At 70.5% G+C, this 16,342-nt stretch carries 14 protein-coding genes and 1 pseudogene; 8 read left to right on the top strand and 7 right to left on the bottom strand.

All coding sequences use genetic code 11. From position 1 onward, the window contains the following. Positions 1 to 46: 46 nt before the first annotated feature. Positions 47 to 1,441, bottom strand: coding sequence for a condensation domain-containing protein (locus ACN27F_RS17675; RefSeq protein ID WP_421434720.1), 1,395 nt, complete (start codon positions 1,439 to 1,441; stop codon positions 47 to 49). Between the two features lie 161 nt (positions 1,442 to 1,602). Between ACN27F_RS17675 and ACN27F_RS17680 the strand changes: the two genes are divergently transcribed. Together ACN27F_RS17680 and ACN27F_RS17685 are read left to right on the top strand one after the other, a co-directional pair. Then, a complete protein-coding gene (locus ACN27F_RS17680; RefSeq protein WP_421434722.1) occupies positions 1,603 to 2,526 on the top strand; it encodes a type 1 glutamine amidotransferase in 924 nt (307 codons plus the stop codon). Next, positions 2,523 to 3,104: a hypothetical protein gene (locus ACN27F_RS17685; RefSeq protein WP_421434723.1), complete on the top strand. Its 582-nt coding sequence runs from the start codon at positions 2,523 to 2,525 to the stop codon at positions 3,102 to 3,104. Before ACN27F_RS17680 ends, ACN27F_RS17685 begins: the two co-directional genes overlap by 4 nt. A 6-nt stretch (positions 3,105 to 3,110) precedes the next feature. On the opposite strand, the gene ACN27F_RS17690 is transcribed toward ACN27F_RS17685, so the two are convergent. Then, positions 3,111 to 3,485 (bottom strand): hypothetical protein, encoded by a 375-nt coding sequence (locus ACN27F_RS17690; RefSeq protein ID WP_421434724.1) that lies wholly within the window; start codon positions 3,483 to 3,485, stop codon positions 3,111 to 3,113. 351 nt (positions 3,486 to 3,836) lie between these two features. Here ACN27F_RS17690 and ACN27F_RS17695 point away from each other — a divergent pair. Then, a pseudogene (locus ACN27F_RS17695) lies at positions 3,837 to 4,119 on the top strand (type II toxin-antitoxin system Phd/YefM family antitoxin). Positions 4,120 to 5,321: 1,202 nt separating this feature from the next. On the opposite strand, the gene ACN27F_RS17700 reads toward ACN27F_RS17695, so the two are convergent. From ACN27F_RS17700 to ACN27F_RS17710, 3 genes are all read right to left on the bottom strand, one after another. After that, the gene (locus ACN27F_RS17700) at positions 5,322 to 5,516 is read right to left on the bottom strand and encodes a DUF397 domain-containing protein (protein WP_421434726.1); all 195 of its coding nucleotides are present in this window, start codon (positions 5,514 to 5,516) and stop codon (positions 5,322 to 5,324) included. A 486-nt stretch (positions 5,517 to 6,002) separates the two neighbouring features. Next, positions 6,003 to 6,197 (bottom strand): DUF397 domain-containing protein, encoded by a 195-nt coding sequence (locus ACN27F_RS17705; protein ID WP_421434728.1) that lies wholly within the window; start codon positions 6,195 to 6,197, stop codon positions 6,003 to 6,005. A 9-nt stretch (positions 6,198 to 6,206) separates the two neighbouring features. Beyond that, complete coding sequence (locus ACN27F_RS17710) at positions 6,207 to 7,034, bottom strand: helix-turn-helix domain-containing protein (protein WP_421434730.1); 828 nt, start codon at positions 7,032 to 7,034, stop codon at positions 6,207 to 6,209. A gap of 323 nt (positions 7,035 to 7,357) precedes the next feature. Between ACN27F_RS17710 and ACN27F_RS17715 the strand changes: the two genes are divergently transcribed. The 4 genes from ACN27F_RS17715 to rox all read left to right on the top strand — a co-directional run bounded on the left by ACN27F_RS17715 (position 7,358) and on the right by rox (position 9,955). Then, the gene (locus ACN27F_RS17715; RefSeq protein WP_421434732.1) at positions 7,358 to 7,576 is read left to right on the top strand and encodes a flavin reductase; all 219 of its coding nucleotides are present in this window, start codon (positions 7,358 to 7,360) and stop codon (positions 7,574 to 7,576) included. A gap of 178 nt (positions 7,577 to 7,754) precedes the next feature. Then, complete coding sequence (locus ACN27F_RS17720; RefSeq protein ID WP_421434733.1) at positions 7,755 to 8,018, top strand: hypothetical protein; 264 nt, start codon at positions 7,755 to 7,757, stop codon at positions 8,016 to 8,018. A gap of 12 nt (positions 8,019 to 8,030) precedes the next feature. Beyond that, positions 8,031 to 8,282 (top strand): hypothetical protein, encoded by a 252-nt coding sequence (locus ACN27F_RS17725; RefSeq protein WP_421434734.1) that lies wholly within the window; start codon positions 8,031 to 8,033, stop codon positions 8,280 to 8,282. 182 nt (positions 8,283 to 8,464) lie between these two features. Beyond that, entirely contained in the window at positions 8,465 to 9,955 is a 1,491-nt protein-coding gene (gene rox / locus ACN27F_RS17730; RefSeq protein WP_421434736.1) for a rifampin monooxygenase, read from the top strand. A 45-nt stretch (positions 9,956 to 10,000) separates the two neighbouring features. Here rox and ACN27F_RS17735 read toward each other — a convergent pair whose 3' ends face one another. Then, positions 10,001 to 10,828 carry a DUF6406 domain-containing protein gene (locus ACN27F_RS17735; RefSeq protein WP_421434738.1) on the bottom strand — a complete coding sequence of 276 codons (828 nt, stop codon included), beginning with the start codon at positions 10,826 to 10,828 and terminating at the stop codon, positions 10,001 to 10,003. A gap of 34 nt (positions 10,829 to 10,862) precedes the next feature. Beyond that, positions 10,863 to 13,265, bottom strand: coding sequence for a toxin glutamine deamidase domain-containing protein (locus tag ACN27F_RS17740; protein WP_421440272.1), 2,403 nt, complete (start codon positions 13,263 to 13,265; stop codon positions 10,863 to 10,865). On the opposite strand from ACN27F_RS17740, the gene ACN27F_RS17745 reads away from it, so the two are divergent. After that, the gene (locus ACN27F_RS17745) at positions 13,212 to 13,946 is read left to right on the top strand and encodes a hypothetical protein (protein ID WP_421440274.1); all 735 of its coding nucleotides are present in this window, start codon (positions 13,212 to 13,214) and stop codon (positions 13,944 to 13,946) included. The two genes, ACN27F_RS17740 and ACN27F_RS17745, sit on opposite strands and share 54 nt — an antisense overlap. The last annotated feature ends 2,396 nt before the right edge of the window (positions 13,947 to 16,342 follow it).

Raw genomic sequence — 16,342 nt, forward strand, 5'->3', positions numbered from 1 at the left:
CGCTGCCTCCCTCGGACTACCCCACCCAACATAGTTGATTCGTCAACTATTCCGTGGCGAGACCCCGGCCGGTCACCCGCTCGGCTGCGGCGAACGCCCCGTCGACGAGGTACGCCTCGACCTCCCGCAGGAACCGCTCGATGCCCGCCAGCGAGAAGTAGCTGGTGTCGGCGGTCAGCGCCAGACCCAGCCCGTCCGGCTGGTCGATGATCTCGATCCGCATCCGCCAGGTGAAGTGCGCGAACTGCTCGGCGAGGGTGAACGTGCTGCCGGCCATCGCCGCCCGTACCCGTACCTCATCGGTCGGGTGGCCGAACAGGTCGGTGTCCGCGGTCAACCGGATGTCGTTGAGGTAGCAGTGCGGGCTGACCCCGGTCGCGTACGGCAGACCAGCCGCGTGGAACGCCCCGGCCAGCTCCTGCGGGTCGTAGTAGGCCCGCCGGTAGCCGTCGAGCGCCGCCTGCCACACCCGAGGCAGCAGGTCGGCCAGCGGCGGCCGACCGGTCAGGTCGACCGGCACCAGGGCCAGTTGGTTGAGCTTGGCGACCGCCTCCGGATACCCGGCGAGCATCCGGTTGTTGACCATCGTGTGCATGCCGACCAGATCCTGGCCGGACCATCGCCCGACCACCGCCGCCACCGCCGCCAGCAGCACGGTCGAGCTGGTTATCCGGTGCCGGACGGCGAGCATCCGCACGGCGGTGTCGGCGGCCCGCGACACGAGCAGTCCGCGTCGGAACCGGGGCTGCAGCGCGGTGAGCTGCGGTAGCCGGGTCTCGCGGGACAGCCGGCGGGAGACGCCCACCCAGTACGCCGCGGCCCGGGCCGAGCGTTGCCGCATCGGCTCCTGCTGCTCAAGCTCGGCCACGTCGGCCGACTGCAGCCCGGCCGGGGTGTCGATCGCCCCCCGGGCCAGCAGCAGCCGCAGGTCGCGCAGCACCAGCTCGGCGGCCCGAAAGTCGACGGTGGTGTGGCTGAACACGACCGCGACCCGAATCGCCAGCCCGTCGCGGGTCACCACCGCGAACCGCTGCGGCCAGTCGTCGCCGTGCGCGAACGGGACCGCGGCGAGGCCCTCGGCCACCTGCCGGGCGGTCGCGGCCGGGTCGCCGCCGTTGTCCGCCGCCACCAGCACCGGCAGCTCGCCGTCGCCCGCGACCAGCTGGCGGGGCTCGTCGCCGGCCAGGTCCAACCGGGTACGCAGCGAGCCGTGCCGGCGCATCAGCGCGGCCAGGGCGGCCAGCACCCGGTCCAGGTCGGACTGTGCCCGTCGCGGTACCGCGACGGTGCGTCTGAGGGTGAACATGACCTGCCCAGGGCCGTGCCGGCGGATCGCCATCCACAGTGCCCGCTGGCCCCAGGTGATCGGTGCGCTTCGGGCCGCGTCCGGGGCGGAAAAGGGCACCGCACGCCAGTCGCCGGCTGGCAGGTCGATCGACACGTCGACAAGTATCGGTGAGTGTCGGGCACCGGACGAGGTACGAGCAAGCGCTTTCCAGTAGCCGATCGGCTGACCATGCGGCGGTTGACCATGCAGCGGTTCACGCAGCGGCTGACCGGCGGCTGACCGGCGACTGGCCGGCAGCCGGTACGCTGCGGCAGGTGCATCACCACCGCGCCGCATCGTCGGCGGTCGTCGGCGACCGCTGTCGCACCCGGGACCGGATCCGGCTGCTGTTCGTCGACGCCCAGGAGGCCGCTCCGCTGGCCGCCATGCGGCTGACCAGCTATTCGCAGTGGATCGCGCAGGCCACCGGACTGGCACCGGAGCAGATCGTCACGGTGAACGTCGCCGACGGCGATCCGCTGCCGGCCACCATCGACGCCGACGCGGTCATCGGCGGTGGCTCCGGCCACTCGTCGTACGAGTCGCTGCCGTGGATCGCCCGGACCAAGGAGTTCTTCCTGGCCGCCGCTCGGTCCGGCGTACCCGAACTGCACATCTGCTGGTCGCACCAGGCCCGCACGGAGTCGGTCGGCGGGCGGTCGGCGCTGGGCGCGCACGGGCGCCGATTCGGCGTGGACACCGTACGGCTGACCGCCGCCGGTCGCCGCGATCCGCTGTTCACCGGTTTGCCCGACGAGTTCGACCTGTTCACCTCGCACGCCGACGTGGTCGACCGGCTGCCGGCGAGCAGCGCGGAAGGTGCGGTCACCGAGTTGGCGTACAGCCGGTTCTACCGTAACGAGGCGCTGGCGATCGGCCCGACCGTCCGCACCGTCCAGACCCACCCGGAGCTGACCGCGACGATCACCGCGGCGCTGGCCCGCAACCGGCGTGCGGCGCTGGTCCGGGAAGGCCAGATCGGGCCGGACGACGCCGACCTCGACGCGTTCGTGGCCGGCCTGTACGCCCGCGAGGCGCAGGTCGTGGCGACGTCACGGCGGTTGCTGGCGAACTGGTTGCGGTACTACGTCCTGGCCCGCCGGCAGGCGGCGAGTGCCGGCGTACGGTCGGCGGCGGCCGGGCAGGCCGCCGGATCGACCGCAGCGGCCGAGCCGGCAGCGGTCGGTGCCGTCCGGTGACCGTCCTGCCCCCGGCCCGCAGCAGCGCCGAGGCCCACCGCTACCTCGACCTGCATCCGTGCGGATGCGGCGAGACGCGCTGGCAGCCGCAGGTCGACGTGGTCGCGCTGGCCGACGGCGAGCTCGCGACCCGCTACCACGGCGACTGCCCACGGTGCGGAACGCGACGCGAGTTCCGGTTCCGGCTGCCCCCGCAGCCGTCGCCACCCGCGACGACCAGTTTTGCGTACGGCGGCCCGGAACCGTCCCAGTTGATCGATCCCGGCGAGTGGCTCTTGACGTCCGACCAGTACGCCGAGTTGGTGCCCGCCGACCCGGCCAGGTTGACCGACACCGGACAGCGGCGGCACGCCACAGCCGCTCTGGACCGGGCGATCGCCGCACTCGACGAGGTGCTCAAGTTCGTCCCGGTGGGCGCCCGGGAGGTGCCGTCGACCGCGTTCACCAGTGACACTGGCCGGCGGATGTGGCGCCGCGAAGCCGCCCGTTTCCAGATCGACCGGCTGCGCGCCGTGCGTGACGCCTACGCCGCCCTCCGGGCGTCCGTCGTCGAAGACCCGGGAACGGGCAACGGGTAGCGCTGGTCAGGTGTCGGTGTCGTCGCCGTCCTGATCGGCGGGTGGCTTCGGGGGCATCAACCCGGACAGGTGAAGTACGGCGCGAATGCGGCGGGCCTTGGGCGCGTCCCACCGGTCCAGGATGGCGAGGGCGCGCAGGAACGGGCGGCACGGCGCGGCGACGTCACAGTGCCGGCACTCGCCGAGGCGACTCGGCAGATGCGCCGCGATCCCTTCGCGGGCCTGCTGCAGGCGCGCGTCCCAGCCGTTTTCCGGCTCTCCAGGCGTCCGCCTGGCCTGCCTCGACCGGTTGGGCGGCGCGTCGATCGTCCCCGGCGTCGATCTGATCGAGGTATACCGAGCCAGGCGGGGCGTACCGCCGATGCCATCGTTGCGGAACACTGCGCATCCCCTTTGGGCTGGAGTCGATCGGGGTGGTATTTCCACCCTGGACCACGAATATCTGCCTGCGGAAGATGCTCGATGGCAACGGGTACCTGTTGATGTACCGGAAGATCTTTCGGATCTCAGCGGGGTGGACCGTAGGACGCGAACGCCTATGCCACAGCGTCGAGATCTGGTATGGCGAAAGCTCGCCGGGCTCACGAACGAGCACCACGCGGACGGACCGAAGGTCGGTGTGTCGCCTGCGCGGGGCCTGCCCCCATCGAGGAGGGACGGCCGGTACCGGTCCGCCTGGCCGATCCACTCCGGCACTTGACCGGTTTCTTGTACGCTAGCTTGGGAGGCATCGTGCGCACCGTCACCTACTCGGAAGTCAGGCAGAACCTGGCCAAGATGCTCGACCATGTCGTGGACGAGCCGAGGAAATTGTGGTCACCCGATCCGGCCGCGAGGCAGCAGTGATCATCTCTCTACGCGAGTACGAATCACTGAAGGAGACGGCGTACCTGATGGCCAGCCCGCCAACGCGCGTCGGCTGAACGAGGCTGTGGAGGAGCTACGGAACGGTGGCGGGGAGATCCACGACTTGATCGACCCGGATAGCCGCTCGGACGAGGCGTCGGCAGCGTGAAGGATCAGTTCGCGGCCCGAGGCTGGGCGGACTGCCTTTCCTGGCAACGGGACCGCCAGATGCTGAAGCGGGTGAACGGGGTTCTGGTCGAGGCGCATCGATCAGGAGCACCATCTCGTGTACCGGATCGTTTGATGACACTGTGCAGATAGCGCAGTGCTGGTACCACTACGAATGAAGGATTGGCGCGGTGTCGCGTCGGCTCACCTGCGCTGACGCCGAGTTCGTAGCGGTGATGGTGACCAGCTCGGAACAAGGCTCACTACAGGCAGCCGGCCCTCATCACCGTGGCGTGCAGGGCGGCACCGTGACCCGCGTGTCCCGACATCACCGCTGTCGTCGGCGACGACGCCGACTGGCGGGCGGGGCCGCGTCGAGTTGAGGGCTCACGCACGCTTTCTCCGCGTAGTAACGTGCGTGAGCCCTCAACTCGACGATCCTGCGGGTCGTCAGGCCGGCACCACGCGGACGGGCCGGGCACACCCGCCCAACGATCCTCATCGCTGTTTCATGCAGCGCCGGCAACGGTCGTGGATGGGCTCGTGGTGGGCGATCCGATTGCGCAGCAGATGCAAGTCGCGCACGGCGTCGCTCACGTCGCGGCGCATGCCGCGCCCGCGTAGCTCGGGGAACGCGGCACGCAGGCAGGGCAGCCACAGAGTGCGCTCTTAGCGGCTGGCCAGCAGGTACCGCCAGAATCCAACGTCAGTTCGGCGACCACCCGGCCTGGCGTCTCCGGGCGACCGTTGCGAGTGCGAAGCAACACCTCAAGGTCCCCGAGCGTCGCACCGAACGCGGCTGCGATCTCCCGGTTCCACTCGTAGAGTCCCATCGCCTTTCGCAGATCACCGCCGGCAGCGCATGGTACGGGGCGAGCCGCTCGGCAGAGCCGGTCCTCCAGGACGGCAAGTTCCGCTGGCGTCACGACGTGATTCCCTGCATCCTTGTCTGCGTAGACCCCGGTCGCCCCTGCCCCTCGTGGGTACGCCGCCGGGGTTTTGTCTTGTCACACTGCGGCGGCCTGGACTGGGGCTGCTTGCTCGCCCAGTCCAGGCCGCCGAGCCGCCGTAGCTCGGCCCGCTACTGGGTGTCGGGATCAGTGGTGAACAACAACACCGCAAACCGAAGCGCCGGCCCCATCGGCGGCGAAGCACGGGTGAGCCGGCGCTCTCCTCACATCCGGATTGGGTCGGTCGCTTCTGTCAGTGGTGCTGCTTCGTCAGCTCGACGAACGAGCGCCACGCGGACGGACCGAAGGTCAGCATGCCGCCATCCCTGTCCTTGGTGTCCCGGACCAGGACGCGACCGGGCATATTGTCGGCCACCTCGACGCAGTCACCGCCGTTGCTGCCGCTGCGGGTGCTCTTACGCCACGTCTGCTCGGTGCTCATGCTCATCTACCACTCTCATGATCAGGTCGCGGCTTTGCTCCCAGGGTAGCGCTTGAGCACTGACCGACTCCCACACCCTGGTGACATAACGGACGTCTCCAATTCGGGCGAGCCAGCGCCGCTGGATGTCCTCAACCAACTGCCAGACCAAGGCCCTAATGAAGGGCAGCTCCCGAGAGAGGACTCGCTGCGTCCGGCGAGCGATACAGGAGCGCCGACCCGTACCGAGGCAGGATCGGCGCTCTCTGGCTGTCTCGCCGGGATAGCCATCAGGCCGTCAGTGGCGCTGCTTGGCCAGCTCGCCGCAGGAGCCGGCTTCGGAGTAGGTGCTGGTGCGCCAACTGGGTGCACTGCTCACCGGAGCGTCCTCTCGGCCGATCGGTGCCGAACCCGAGGGTTGGCCACGCCTCCGGATCAGCTATCGACGATTCTCCTGGATCCAACGACCCATATCCGACTTTAGCCACACGGAGCCCAGTGCGGGGAAGGGTGTCAGGCTTCCAGCTTCCCGGTCTTGATTTCCTGGACGAAGCCGATCCACTGGGCCGGGGTGAACGACAGGACCGGCCCGGCCTGGTCCTTGCTGTCGCGTACCTGGGCGGTGTGGTCGGCGTACCGGGCCTCCACGCAGGCGCCGTTGTGGCCGCTGCGGCTGCTCGTGCGCCACTGGCTGTCGAGTGTCTTCATGCCGTCTCCCTATCCCCGGAGCTTCTTGAGCATCTCGGCCGACGCTGCGGGCGACAGAGCGGATGCTCGCAGGTTGTCGAAGACCTTGGCGCACCGCTGCACGTCGTCACCTTCAGCGTAGAGGTCTCCGGTCAGTCCCTCGATGTAGACGACCGCCGGCCCTTCGTCGAAGCTGAGGATGTGGAAGCTCGACAACATCGAGCCGTATGCACCCTCTTGGAATGGGATGATCTGAATGACCACGTTCCACCGCTCCTGGGCATCCAGTAGCGCGGTGAGCTGGTCGGCCATGACCTTTGGACCGCCGATCTGGCGGTGCAGGACCGCCTCGTCGATGACCGCGACCAGGCGCAGCTTCTCCTCGGTGAGCAGCTTCTGCCGCTCCACCCGGACCGCTACCCGTTCCTCGACGGCCTCCGGCGTGGGGTGCTCGACGGCAGTGGCGGCGATCGCACGGGTGTAGTCGACGGTCTGCAGCAGGCCGGGCACTACGAGCGTCTCGTAGTTCTGGATCGCCGTCGCCGCAGACTCCAACCCGATGTACTGCCGGTACGAGTTCGGCAGGTCTCCGTACTTCGCCCACCAGCCGCGCTGCTTGCCTGTCCGCGCCATCGACAGCAACGTCTCGCGCAGCTCAGCGTTGGTGATGTCGTACAGGTCCAGTAAGGCGTTCAGCGCCGGACCCTTCAGCCCGACCCTGCCCTGCTCGATCCGACGCAGGGTGCTTGCCGAGACTTCGATGGTGTCAGCTGCCTTCTCGGTGGTCACGTTGGCTTGCTCGCGGGCCCGGCGGAGCTGCACGCCGAGCTGGAACCGCACGAAGGTCGGGCTCGTCATGCCCACATTGTGCTCCTGACACCTCCTCTTAGTCCATCCACACCCCGTGGATACTAGATGGCTGGCTGTCATTGACTCCTCAAACTTGCGCGCGCAAAATAGACGCCATGGGCCACACCACGCAGACGCGAGGGAGCGGGCATGTCTCAGCACATCACCTACGAGGCGTACGTAGTCGCAGTAGCAATGACCCTGGCCAGGCGGCACCGGCCGGTGTGGTCCTGGCACCGATGGCAGCGCACTTGCCGGTGCGGATCGTCGCTGCCTTGCCAGGCAAGACATCGGATTCCGATCAATCGGGGGCACTGGCCGGAGCCAGTTCGGTGAGCATGCACACTCCGGTCCGTCCGCACTGGATGTGTACGGGCTGCGGCTTGCCGTGGCCGTGCGAGGTCCGCCGTCAGGAGCTCCTCACCGAGTACGCCGGTGCGCTGGTGTCGCTGTCGGTCTACATGGCCACGTGCCTGATCGACGCCATGACCGACCTCCCGCTTCGCCGGTCCGGCTACCTGTACTGGCGGTTCATGGGGTGGTGGCGCTGATGCCACCTCGTGACTGAGCTGTCCATCCTCCCAGGAATAAGGGAGATGCCGATGGCGGTGGAAGTGGGAACGTTGTTCGGAGCGGCGCTGCTCGGTTTCTGCGCCGGACTGTGGTCGTTCAGGGTGAAGTCGCGGTGGTGCCCGACCTGCGGAGGGCCGACGTACCCGATGGAACGGCGTGCCGAATAGCCGGCTGCTGCACACCCCGGAGCCAAAGCCCGGTGACGTGCTGGTGATCGGCCGACAGGCGAGTGTGCAGTTCGCCGACGACCGGGGATTCAGGTTCCGGGTGATCTCGGTCGACCGGCAATGGACCTACCAAGGGTGGGTGTGGCTCGCCGGATATGTGATTAACCGGGACGGAAACGCCGTGGATCGGCGGGAGATATTCGTCCAGCGTCGCGGGCTTTACCGATTGCCCCGGCGCGAGAAACAGAACTGAGAGGGAGAAGACATGATCGAGATGGTGCGTGACTGGTGGCTGCGCTGGCAGGACCGGTGTTCCAAGCGGTCGGCGGCGTCCCGACGTCTTGAGCGACTGCACCGCGAGCGGCGACAACAGCAGGCAGCGGCGCGGCACCGCCGGCTCGACGGCAACCGGGGACACCGCTGGTCGACCGAGGCCACCGAACTGCTCCCGACGATGCGACCGCTGATGACCTACGCCCAGCAGCTCGGCTACCGACTGCCGCACAGCGTGACGTGACCACGACACCGGAACCGGGCCCGGTCTGAAACAACGAAGGGCAGGCCGGAAACAAGAAAAGCAAGGAGGAGAACTCCCTGCCACCATCAACATATACCGCACCCCAGGGCTTGCGGCAAGACCCGGGTCGTGGCGCAGAATCGTCGGCCGAGCGCAAGAAATCAGCACGCCTTGGGGGGTTCATGTTTGATGTGATCATCGTCGGCGGTGGGCCGACCGGCATGATGCTGGCGAGCGAATTGCGGCTACACGGCGTCGACGTGCTCGTGCTGGAGAAGGATGCCGAGCCGCCGCCGTTCGTGCGGTCGCTCGGGCTGCACGTGCGCAGCATCGAGGTGCTGGACCAGCGAGGGCTGCTGGAGCGGTTCCTCGACAACGGCACGCGGTACCCGATCAGTCCCGGCGGCGTCCGGGGATTCTTCGCCGGCATCGAGAAGCCCGCTCCCGCCGGCCTGGACACCGCCCACGGATACGTACTCGGCATTCCGCAGACCCTCACCGACCGGCTGCTCGCCGAGCACGCGGCCGAGGTCGGTGCCGAGATCCGGCGCGGCTGCGCGGCGGTCGGGCTGGCGCAGGACGGCGACGCCGTGACCGTCCATCTCGACGGCGAAGCCGCGACGCCGGTGCGGGCGCGGTACGTCGTCGGCTGCGACGGAGGGCGCAGCACGGTCCGCAAACTGCTCGGCATCGGCTTCCCCGGCGAGCCGTCCACGATCGACACGCTGCTGGGCGAGATGGAGGTGACGGCGTCCCCGGACATCGTCACCACGGTGATGACCGAGGTGCGCAAGACAGAGAAGCGGTTTGGGATCGGGCCGTCGGGCAAGCCAGGTGTGTTCCGGGCGGTCGTGCCGGCACAGGGCGTGGCCGAGGACCGCTCGGCGCCACCGACGTTCGACGAGTTCAAGCAACAACTGCGCAGGTATGCCGGCACCGACTTCGGCGTGCACTCACCCCGCTGGCTGTCGCGCTTCGGCGACGCGACCCGCCAGGCTGAGCGCTACCGGGTCGGGCGGGTGTTCCTGGCCGGCGACGCCGCGCACATCCACCCGCCGATGGGCGGCCAAGGGCTCAACCTCGGGATCCAGGACTCGTTCAACCTGGGTTGGAAGCTGGCGGCGGCCGTCGACGGCTGGGCGCCGGACGGCCTGCTGGACAGCTACCAGACCGAGCGGCACCCGGTGGCCGCCGACGTGCTGGTCAACACCCGGGCCCAGCTGCACCTGACGATCGACGAGCCCGGACCGCAGGCGGTCCGGCGGCTGCTGACCCAGCTGATGGACATCGACGACGTCAACCGGTTCCTGATCGAGAAGATCACGGCTATCAACGTCCGCTACGACGTCAGCGCTGACCCGTCCGCCGGCCGGTCCATCGGCCATGCCCTGCTCGGGCGGCGGCTGCGCGACGTCCAGCTCGACAAGCATGGGCGCCTGTTCGAGCTGATGCGCACCGGCGACGGGCTGCTGCTCGACCAGACCGGACGACTCTCGGTCCACGGCTGGGCCGACCGGGTCGACCAGATTACCGACACCAGCGAAGAACTGGACGTGCCGGCGCTGCTGCTGCGGCCGGACGGGCACGTCGCGTGGGTCGGCGACGACCAGCGGACGCTCGATGTCGCGCTGACCAGGTGGTTCGGCGCGGCGAGCACCTCGGCCGGCGTGTAGGTCCGAACGTCAGGGTTCACCTGAGCGTTGTCCGGGACGATCTCCCTACTCGACGATCGTGGCCGGGGGGAGTTGGTCGCCGTCCGGTGCCGCCAGCGGGGTCAGCCGGCTGAGGAAGTCGCCGATCGACCGGGCCACCGGCTCCAGCCGCTGCTCCCGCCAGGCGATCGTCTCCGGCGTACCCGTCCCGGCCACCGCCGCCTCCGGCAGGAAAAAGACCGCGTCGCGCTGCGGCGGTTCGGCCCGCACCACCACCAGCCCGTCGGCCGGTACGGCGACCACCACGTACGCCTCGGACAGCTTCCCCACCCGCCACTGCCGGTCGGCCGCGACCAGGTCGAACGGCCGATACTGCGGATGCACCCCGAGCAGCGGACGCTCCGGCAGCAGCGCGAACGGTACGCCGGGCAGGTGCTGCATCCCCACCGGTTGCACACCGTTGGTTTCGGCCAGCCACCGCCGGTACTCCGGCGGCAACACCCGCCCCAGCGCGCTTTCCAGCGACCGGACCTGCTCCTCGTCGAGGCGGCCGTACGGGCGCTGCTGCGCCGGGGCCCACCCGGTGACCGCCGTAGCCTCGTCGACCACCGGCGGCACCGCCCCCGGCGCCAGGCGACGGACCGTCACCCGCCACCGGTCCGCGCTGTCGAAGTGAGCACCGGCGAAATACCAGGTCTCCTCCCCGACCGGGAAGGTATTTCCGACGTTGAGTACGTACCGCCCAGCCTCGCCCGGACCCACCGGCAGCACCATGATCTCGGCCGAGACCGGTCGACTGGCGTCGATCCACCGTACGCCGAGGCGAGCCGGGCCGACCGGCACCGGCACGTTGTTCGCAATCGCCGCGACGTCGACGAACGACGGCATCGGCATCAGTCCGCCTTCCTCATCGTCACCCTGTCACCGCCTACCCGGCACCGGCGCCACCGAGCATTTCACGCAGCGCCGCCTCGTCCGGCAGCACGACCCCGAGCACCTCACCGGCGATTCGTTCCGCCTCGCCGCGGCTCACCGGCCAGTAGACCCCGTCCTCCGCCGGTGGCAGACCCGCCCCGACGGTCACCGAACCGTCGGCGCCCCATCGGATCGACCACTGACCGTCGGCGCCGCTCTCCACCGCCACCAGCGCGACGACGTCTCCACCGCCGATCCGAACCGCATAGTAGACGAACGCCGAAGTCCGACGATCCGCGACGGTACGGCCGAACCCGGGGGTGGCTGAGGCACCAATGGTGACCCACCCGGCGCCTGCCGTCGCCTGCTGGGCCCGGTTCGGCGGACTCACCGGCGGCGGTGCCGGTGGCGGCGTCGGTGGCGGCGTCGGTGGCGGCGTCGGTCTGCGGTCGGCCTGCGGACCCGGTGCCAGCGCCGGTGCCAGGTCCTGCAACGCCCGGGTCAACACGTCCGGGACCAGCACCATGGTCCGGCTGTCCCCCAGGTAGTGGAACCGGTGGGTACTCAGCATCGCCATCGCGGCCGGGTTGCCGCCGTACCGGGCCGCCACGGCCGCGTACGCGCGGGTCCGGTCCTCCCACAACAGCTCCTGCCGGCCGGTCTCGGTGCTCAGGTCGTACGTCGGCTGGACCTGCCCGACATCGACGCGCGGTGCGCCAGTCAGGGCGTACGCGGTCAGATCGACCTGGCCGGACAAGCCGACGTACACCCCGTCGCGGGCGACCCGGTCGGCCAGCGCCGGATCGACGGCGCGCACCCGGGCGAGCTGGTCCGGCCGCAGGCCGATCACCTGACCGGCGGAGGCGGGCAGGTGCGGCAGGCTGCGCTGGCCGCGTTCCGCGTCCACCGCCGACCGGTGCAGCTGCTCCGCCAGCTGCGACGCGGCCGGCACCTGGCCGTCGCGTACCAGGTGATTCCAGTAGTCGAGTTGCTGCGCGCGCTGCGGCAGGGTCAGCGTCGCCTGGTCCGCGCCCAGAATCGCCCGGACACTGTCCGGCATGGTCGCCGGCACGGTGAGCCGCAGCAGGTCGTTGGCCAGCTCCGGTGGCAGCGCCGCCCAACGGGCCCGCGCCTCGGTGGTGCCGTCGGTCAGGCCCAGCCGCTGTGCCCGTACGCCGATCTCGGCCCGCAGGGCCAGCTTGGTCGCGTCGTCGGCCGTGGGGTACCGGGCGGCGAGTTCCCGCAGCTCGGTCAGCCGGGAGTCGACCCGCCCGGTTACGTCGGACGCGGCCAGATCTGCCGGCCGGTGATCCGGCCTTCGCGCCGCGCCGTCGTGTACCGCTTCATGATCATTGGGACGGGCAGGCTGCTGTGCACGGTCACCGTCCCCGACCGGTCGATGACGTAGCACCCCATCCCGATGTGCGCCCCGCTCGCCCGCTGCTGCGCCGACGGTGTCTCCTTCGCCACCCAACCGAACTCGAACGGGTACAGCTCCATCGGATTCGGCGTGCCGACCACCCGCTCGATCAGCTGCTGTGCCTCCTGCTCGGTCACCGCCTGATACCTCCCCGATGGGTACCACCATCGACCACAGAGTGTGCGTCATTTCCACGTACTCGGCGGGCGGCCGCGTCGACACCGTCCCGTGCTGCGGATCCCACCACATTGGCCCGTCGGCATACTCCGGGTAGACCAGCACGAACGCATGTGCGTCCTGCGACACCACATTGCCATCGGCGTCGACCGCCGGCTCTGCGGTGAGCCGATCCAGTTTGAGCCACTCGGCGACGACCAGGGCGGCCGAGCCCGGCCCGGCCGCCGCGATCTGATCATGCAAGTCGGCGTACTGCCGAGCGATCCGTGTCGCCCGCTCGGCCGCTGTGCCCGGCAGGTCCGCTGGTGGTGGTGTCCACCGCCCGCCGAGCCACCCCTCGGCACGGCGGATGCCGTCAGCCTCGCCGCTGGCATGGTCGATACGCCCGTCCGGCAACGGATCCGGCCAGCGCGGCAGGGCTACCTGGGGTTGGCCGTAGAAGCTGGCGAGCGCCGCCAACGACGCATCGAGGCAGTTGTTGCTGCGGCCGGGCTGGCTGGGACCGCCCTCGTTGATCAGGCCACCGTACGGGTGAGCAGCCGGATCGACGCCGATTTCGTACCCGCCCTCGGTGCGCAGACCCAGCTCCAGCTCCGACTGGTACCCGGGGTTTTCCAGCGGCGCCAGTCCTCGCGGCCCGACGAGTCGGGTGTCCGGAAGCGGAGGTAGCCGTGGTGGCGTCGATACGCTGCCGTCATGCCCGACGCCAGCAACCGGCCCGACGCCAGCGACCTCTACGCCGCCATCATCGCCGATCCCGACGACATGGACCTGCGGCTGCGCTACGCCGACGCCATCGAGCCCACCGACCCCGACCACGCCGAGCTGATCCGCGCCCAGATCGCGTACGACCGGGCCAAGATCGCCAGCAGCCCGATCGCGCCCGAGCTGTCCCGGCGGATGCACGGACTCGCGGTCAAACTCGAACCCCGACTCGGCGCGGGAATCGCCGACCTCGTCGACGACTGGGGAGTACGACGTGGCTTCGCCGAATTCATCGAGCTGCCAGGGGCCGACTTCCTCGACCAAGGCGCGGACATCTACCGCCGGGTTCCGGTCCGCCACGTCTGGCTCACCGACGTCACCCCGGATCTGGTCGGTGCGATCGCCGCGAGCCCGCTGCTGGCCCGGCTCACCAGCCTCGGGCTGAACAACAACCCGATCGGCGACGACGGGCTGCGCACCCTGCTGGCCTCCCCGCACCTGCGGCGGCTCCGGTGGCTGGGGCTGGTCAACTGCGGCATCACCCCGACCGGCGCCGAGCTGTTCGCCGAACTCGCCCCCCGAGTCCTGCCCGACCTGCGATTCGTCTACTTCGCCCGCAACCGAGCCAAGCTCGTTCCCTACGGTGCCGGCTTCGACGCCGTCGGCGGGCAAGACCCGATCGACGTCTACGTTCCGGAAATCGCCGAGCGAATCACCGCCGAACACGGACCGCTGCCCTGGCTCGACCCCGACATTGCCTGGCGGGGTGGGTACGTCGACTTCGGGGCGGTGTGACGGGGGCGGCGGCGAGTCCCGGTTCGCCGCGGCGATCCGCTGGGCGTGGAAGCGGATACTCGGCGGGATGTTGCGTGAGTCGTCGGGCAGTGCCGCAGCCTGATCCGAGAACCGGTCCTCAAGGTACTCCTTGAATCGGCCGAGTGAGGGGCCAAGTTGCCGCGCCACGGCGGCGGCCCCGAGAATCCTTAGCCGCCCGGACTGGTCGGCAAGCCCTACGACGTCCTGTGTCGACCGGTCGAGCGCCGGCAGCCCGTGCAGCGGACGCAACTCCAGCGAGCCGGCCAGAGCGGCGACCCCGCCCGGATACTCGGGAGCCTGGCCGATGGACAAGACCACCCGGTCGTACTCCTGCCGGGCACCGTCGCTGAACTCGACCAGGAACGTGCCGTCCACGGTGTGCCGCGCGGACACGATCTCCCGTAACGACTGGACGATCCGGCTGTCGGTGGCGGCCACGTCGTAGGCACCCACGTCGGGCAGCGTATTGCGGCGGTTGTAGCCGCCGGAGAAGCTGCGCTGGAACCGCAGCTCGGCGTCGCGGGCCGGATCCCCGGTGCGGTCGGCCGGCGGCAGCCCGGCCGCGCGGGCCGACCAGTCGATCATCGCGGCCGGCGACGCGGCGGCCTGCTCGATGTCCCAGGCCCCGGAGGCGCCCGCGCCGAACACCAGCACCCGGTCGCCCGGCTGGTACGCGTCGGCCAGGTTCTGTCCGCCGAAGTCGATGCGGGGTCGCGCCGGCCGGGAATCGTCGAACCGGCCATCAGCGTCGAACCGGCCATCAGCGTCGAACCCGAGCCGCCGCGCGACGTCGACCGGCAGCGCGGCAGCGTCGACCGCCCGCCCGTCCGGCCCGTACGGCTGGCCGGTCGTCGAGTCGACGGCGAACCCGCTGCCCGGATCCACCAGCAGCGGATCGGTGAGCCGGCCGGCCGTGTCGGCCAGCAACGGCGGGTCGCCCTGACCGGTACCCGTGCCACCAAAGGGGTCGGTGTCGGTGCCGCCGAGCACCACGCGTACCTGTGCGGGGAGCGTCGCCGCATCGATGATCGCCCCGGTCGGGTCCCGGAACACCGGTGCCGGCCCGGACCGGTCGACCTGGTAGCCGGTTGCCGGGTCGACGTACCGGCCGGTTGTCGAGGCGGGCGCGGCCGGCACCCGCGCCGGACCCGGCCCGGCGGCGATGTCCACCGTGGCCGCGTAGAAGCTGCGCTCGCCGATCGTCACCCGGTAGTGCGCGCCGGCCGGCCAGCCGGCGGCGTCGCCGTCACCGGTCGGACGCGGGGTGATCGCGGTCGCGACGCCCTGGTAGCTGGGCATCCCGGTGTACGCGCGGGCGGCACCGACCGCCGCCGCGAAGTCGCTGGACAGCGCGAACTGGGTGCCTTCGTCGGCGAAGTCGGCCGGCTGGAACGGCAGGCCGGGAATTTCCAACTCGCTGGCGACCTGCCCCATCAGCAGCTGTTGCCGGTCCGCCCACGGGTCGTGGCCCTGCGACACGCACAGCACCGGGGGCAGCCCGGCCCCGGTGTCCGGCGGCGCGCCGAGCGTGGCGAAGTCGGCGGTGGCCGCCCAGCCACCGCCGATCACCAACCGGTCGAAGACGTACCGCGGGTCGGCGTCGAGGCCGGCGTCGACCCGCTCGGTCAACGCCACGTCCGCCTGGTCACGCTCGGCGGTGGCCTGCTGCGCCCAGTGGCGGGCCTGCGCCCGCGCCTCGGCCTGGGCGGACCGGACCCGCTCGACCAGGCCGGGCGTGTCGCGGGCGACGTCCAGCAGGCCGGCCAGGTCGGCGAAGGCCGGGCCGAGCTGATCCCGCAGCACGTCGAGCCGGGCGTCGGCGGCGGCCGGGCCGACCAGCGGCACGTTCGGCGGCAACCCGTGCACCAGGTGCTCGGGCTGCCCTTCGAGCAGTCCACTGGATATCAACAGGCTGACCGCGTCGGCGCGCAGCTGGGCGACCTCGGCCGGGTTGGCGTGCCGGCCGGCACCGGCCTGCCGCAGCTGTGCCGCCACGGTACGCAGCTCGGCCAGCCGGCCCATGTCCCGCGCGGTCAACCGGCGCCGCCCGTCGCTTTCGGGCCGGGCGCCATCGGCGAGCGCGGTCGTCGCATCGGTACGCAGCCCTGCCGCCCGCTCCCGGGCGGCTGTGTCGATCTCGGCCAGTGCCGCGGCCACCGCCCGCCGGACGTGGTCCGGTGCGGCGCGCTCGGACACTCGTACCGTGGCGGTGTCGGCGTGCACCGCGACACTGGCCACCGGTGCGACCGTCGCGCCCGGTGGCACCACGGCCACCTCGACCCGCACCGTCACCGGCCCGGTTTCCGGATCCAGGGTGACCGTGCCGGTGGCCGGGTCGGCCACCGCGCCGTCGGGCAGCAGCCCGGTGGCCAGCG

This window comes from Solwaraspora sp. WMMB335, assembly GCF_049179075.1.
Classification (GTDB): Bacteria; Actinomycetota; Actinomycetes; order Mycobacteriales; family Micromonosporaceae; genus Micromonospora_E.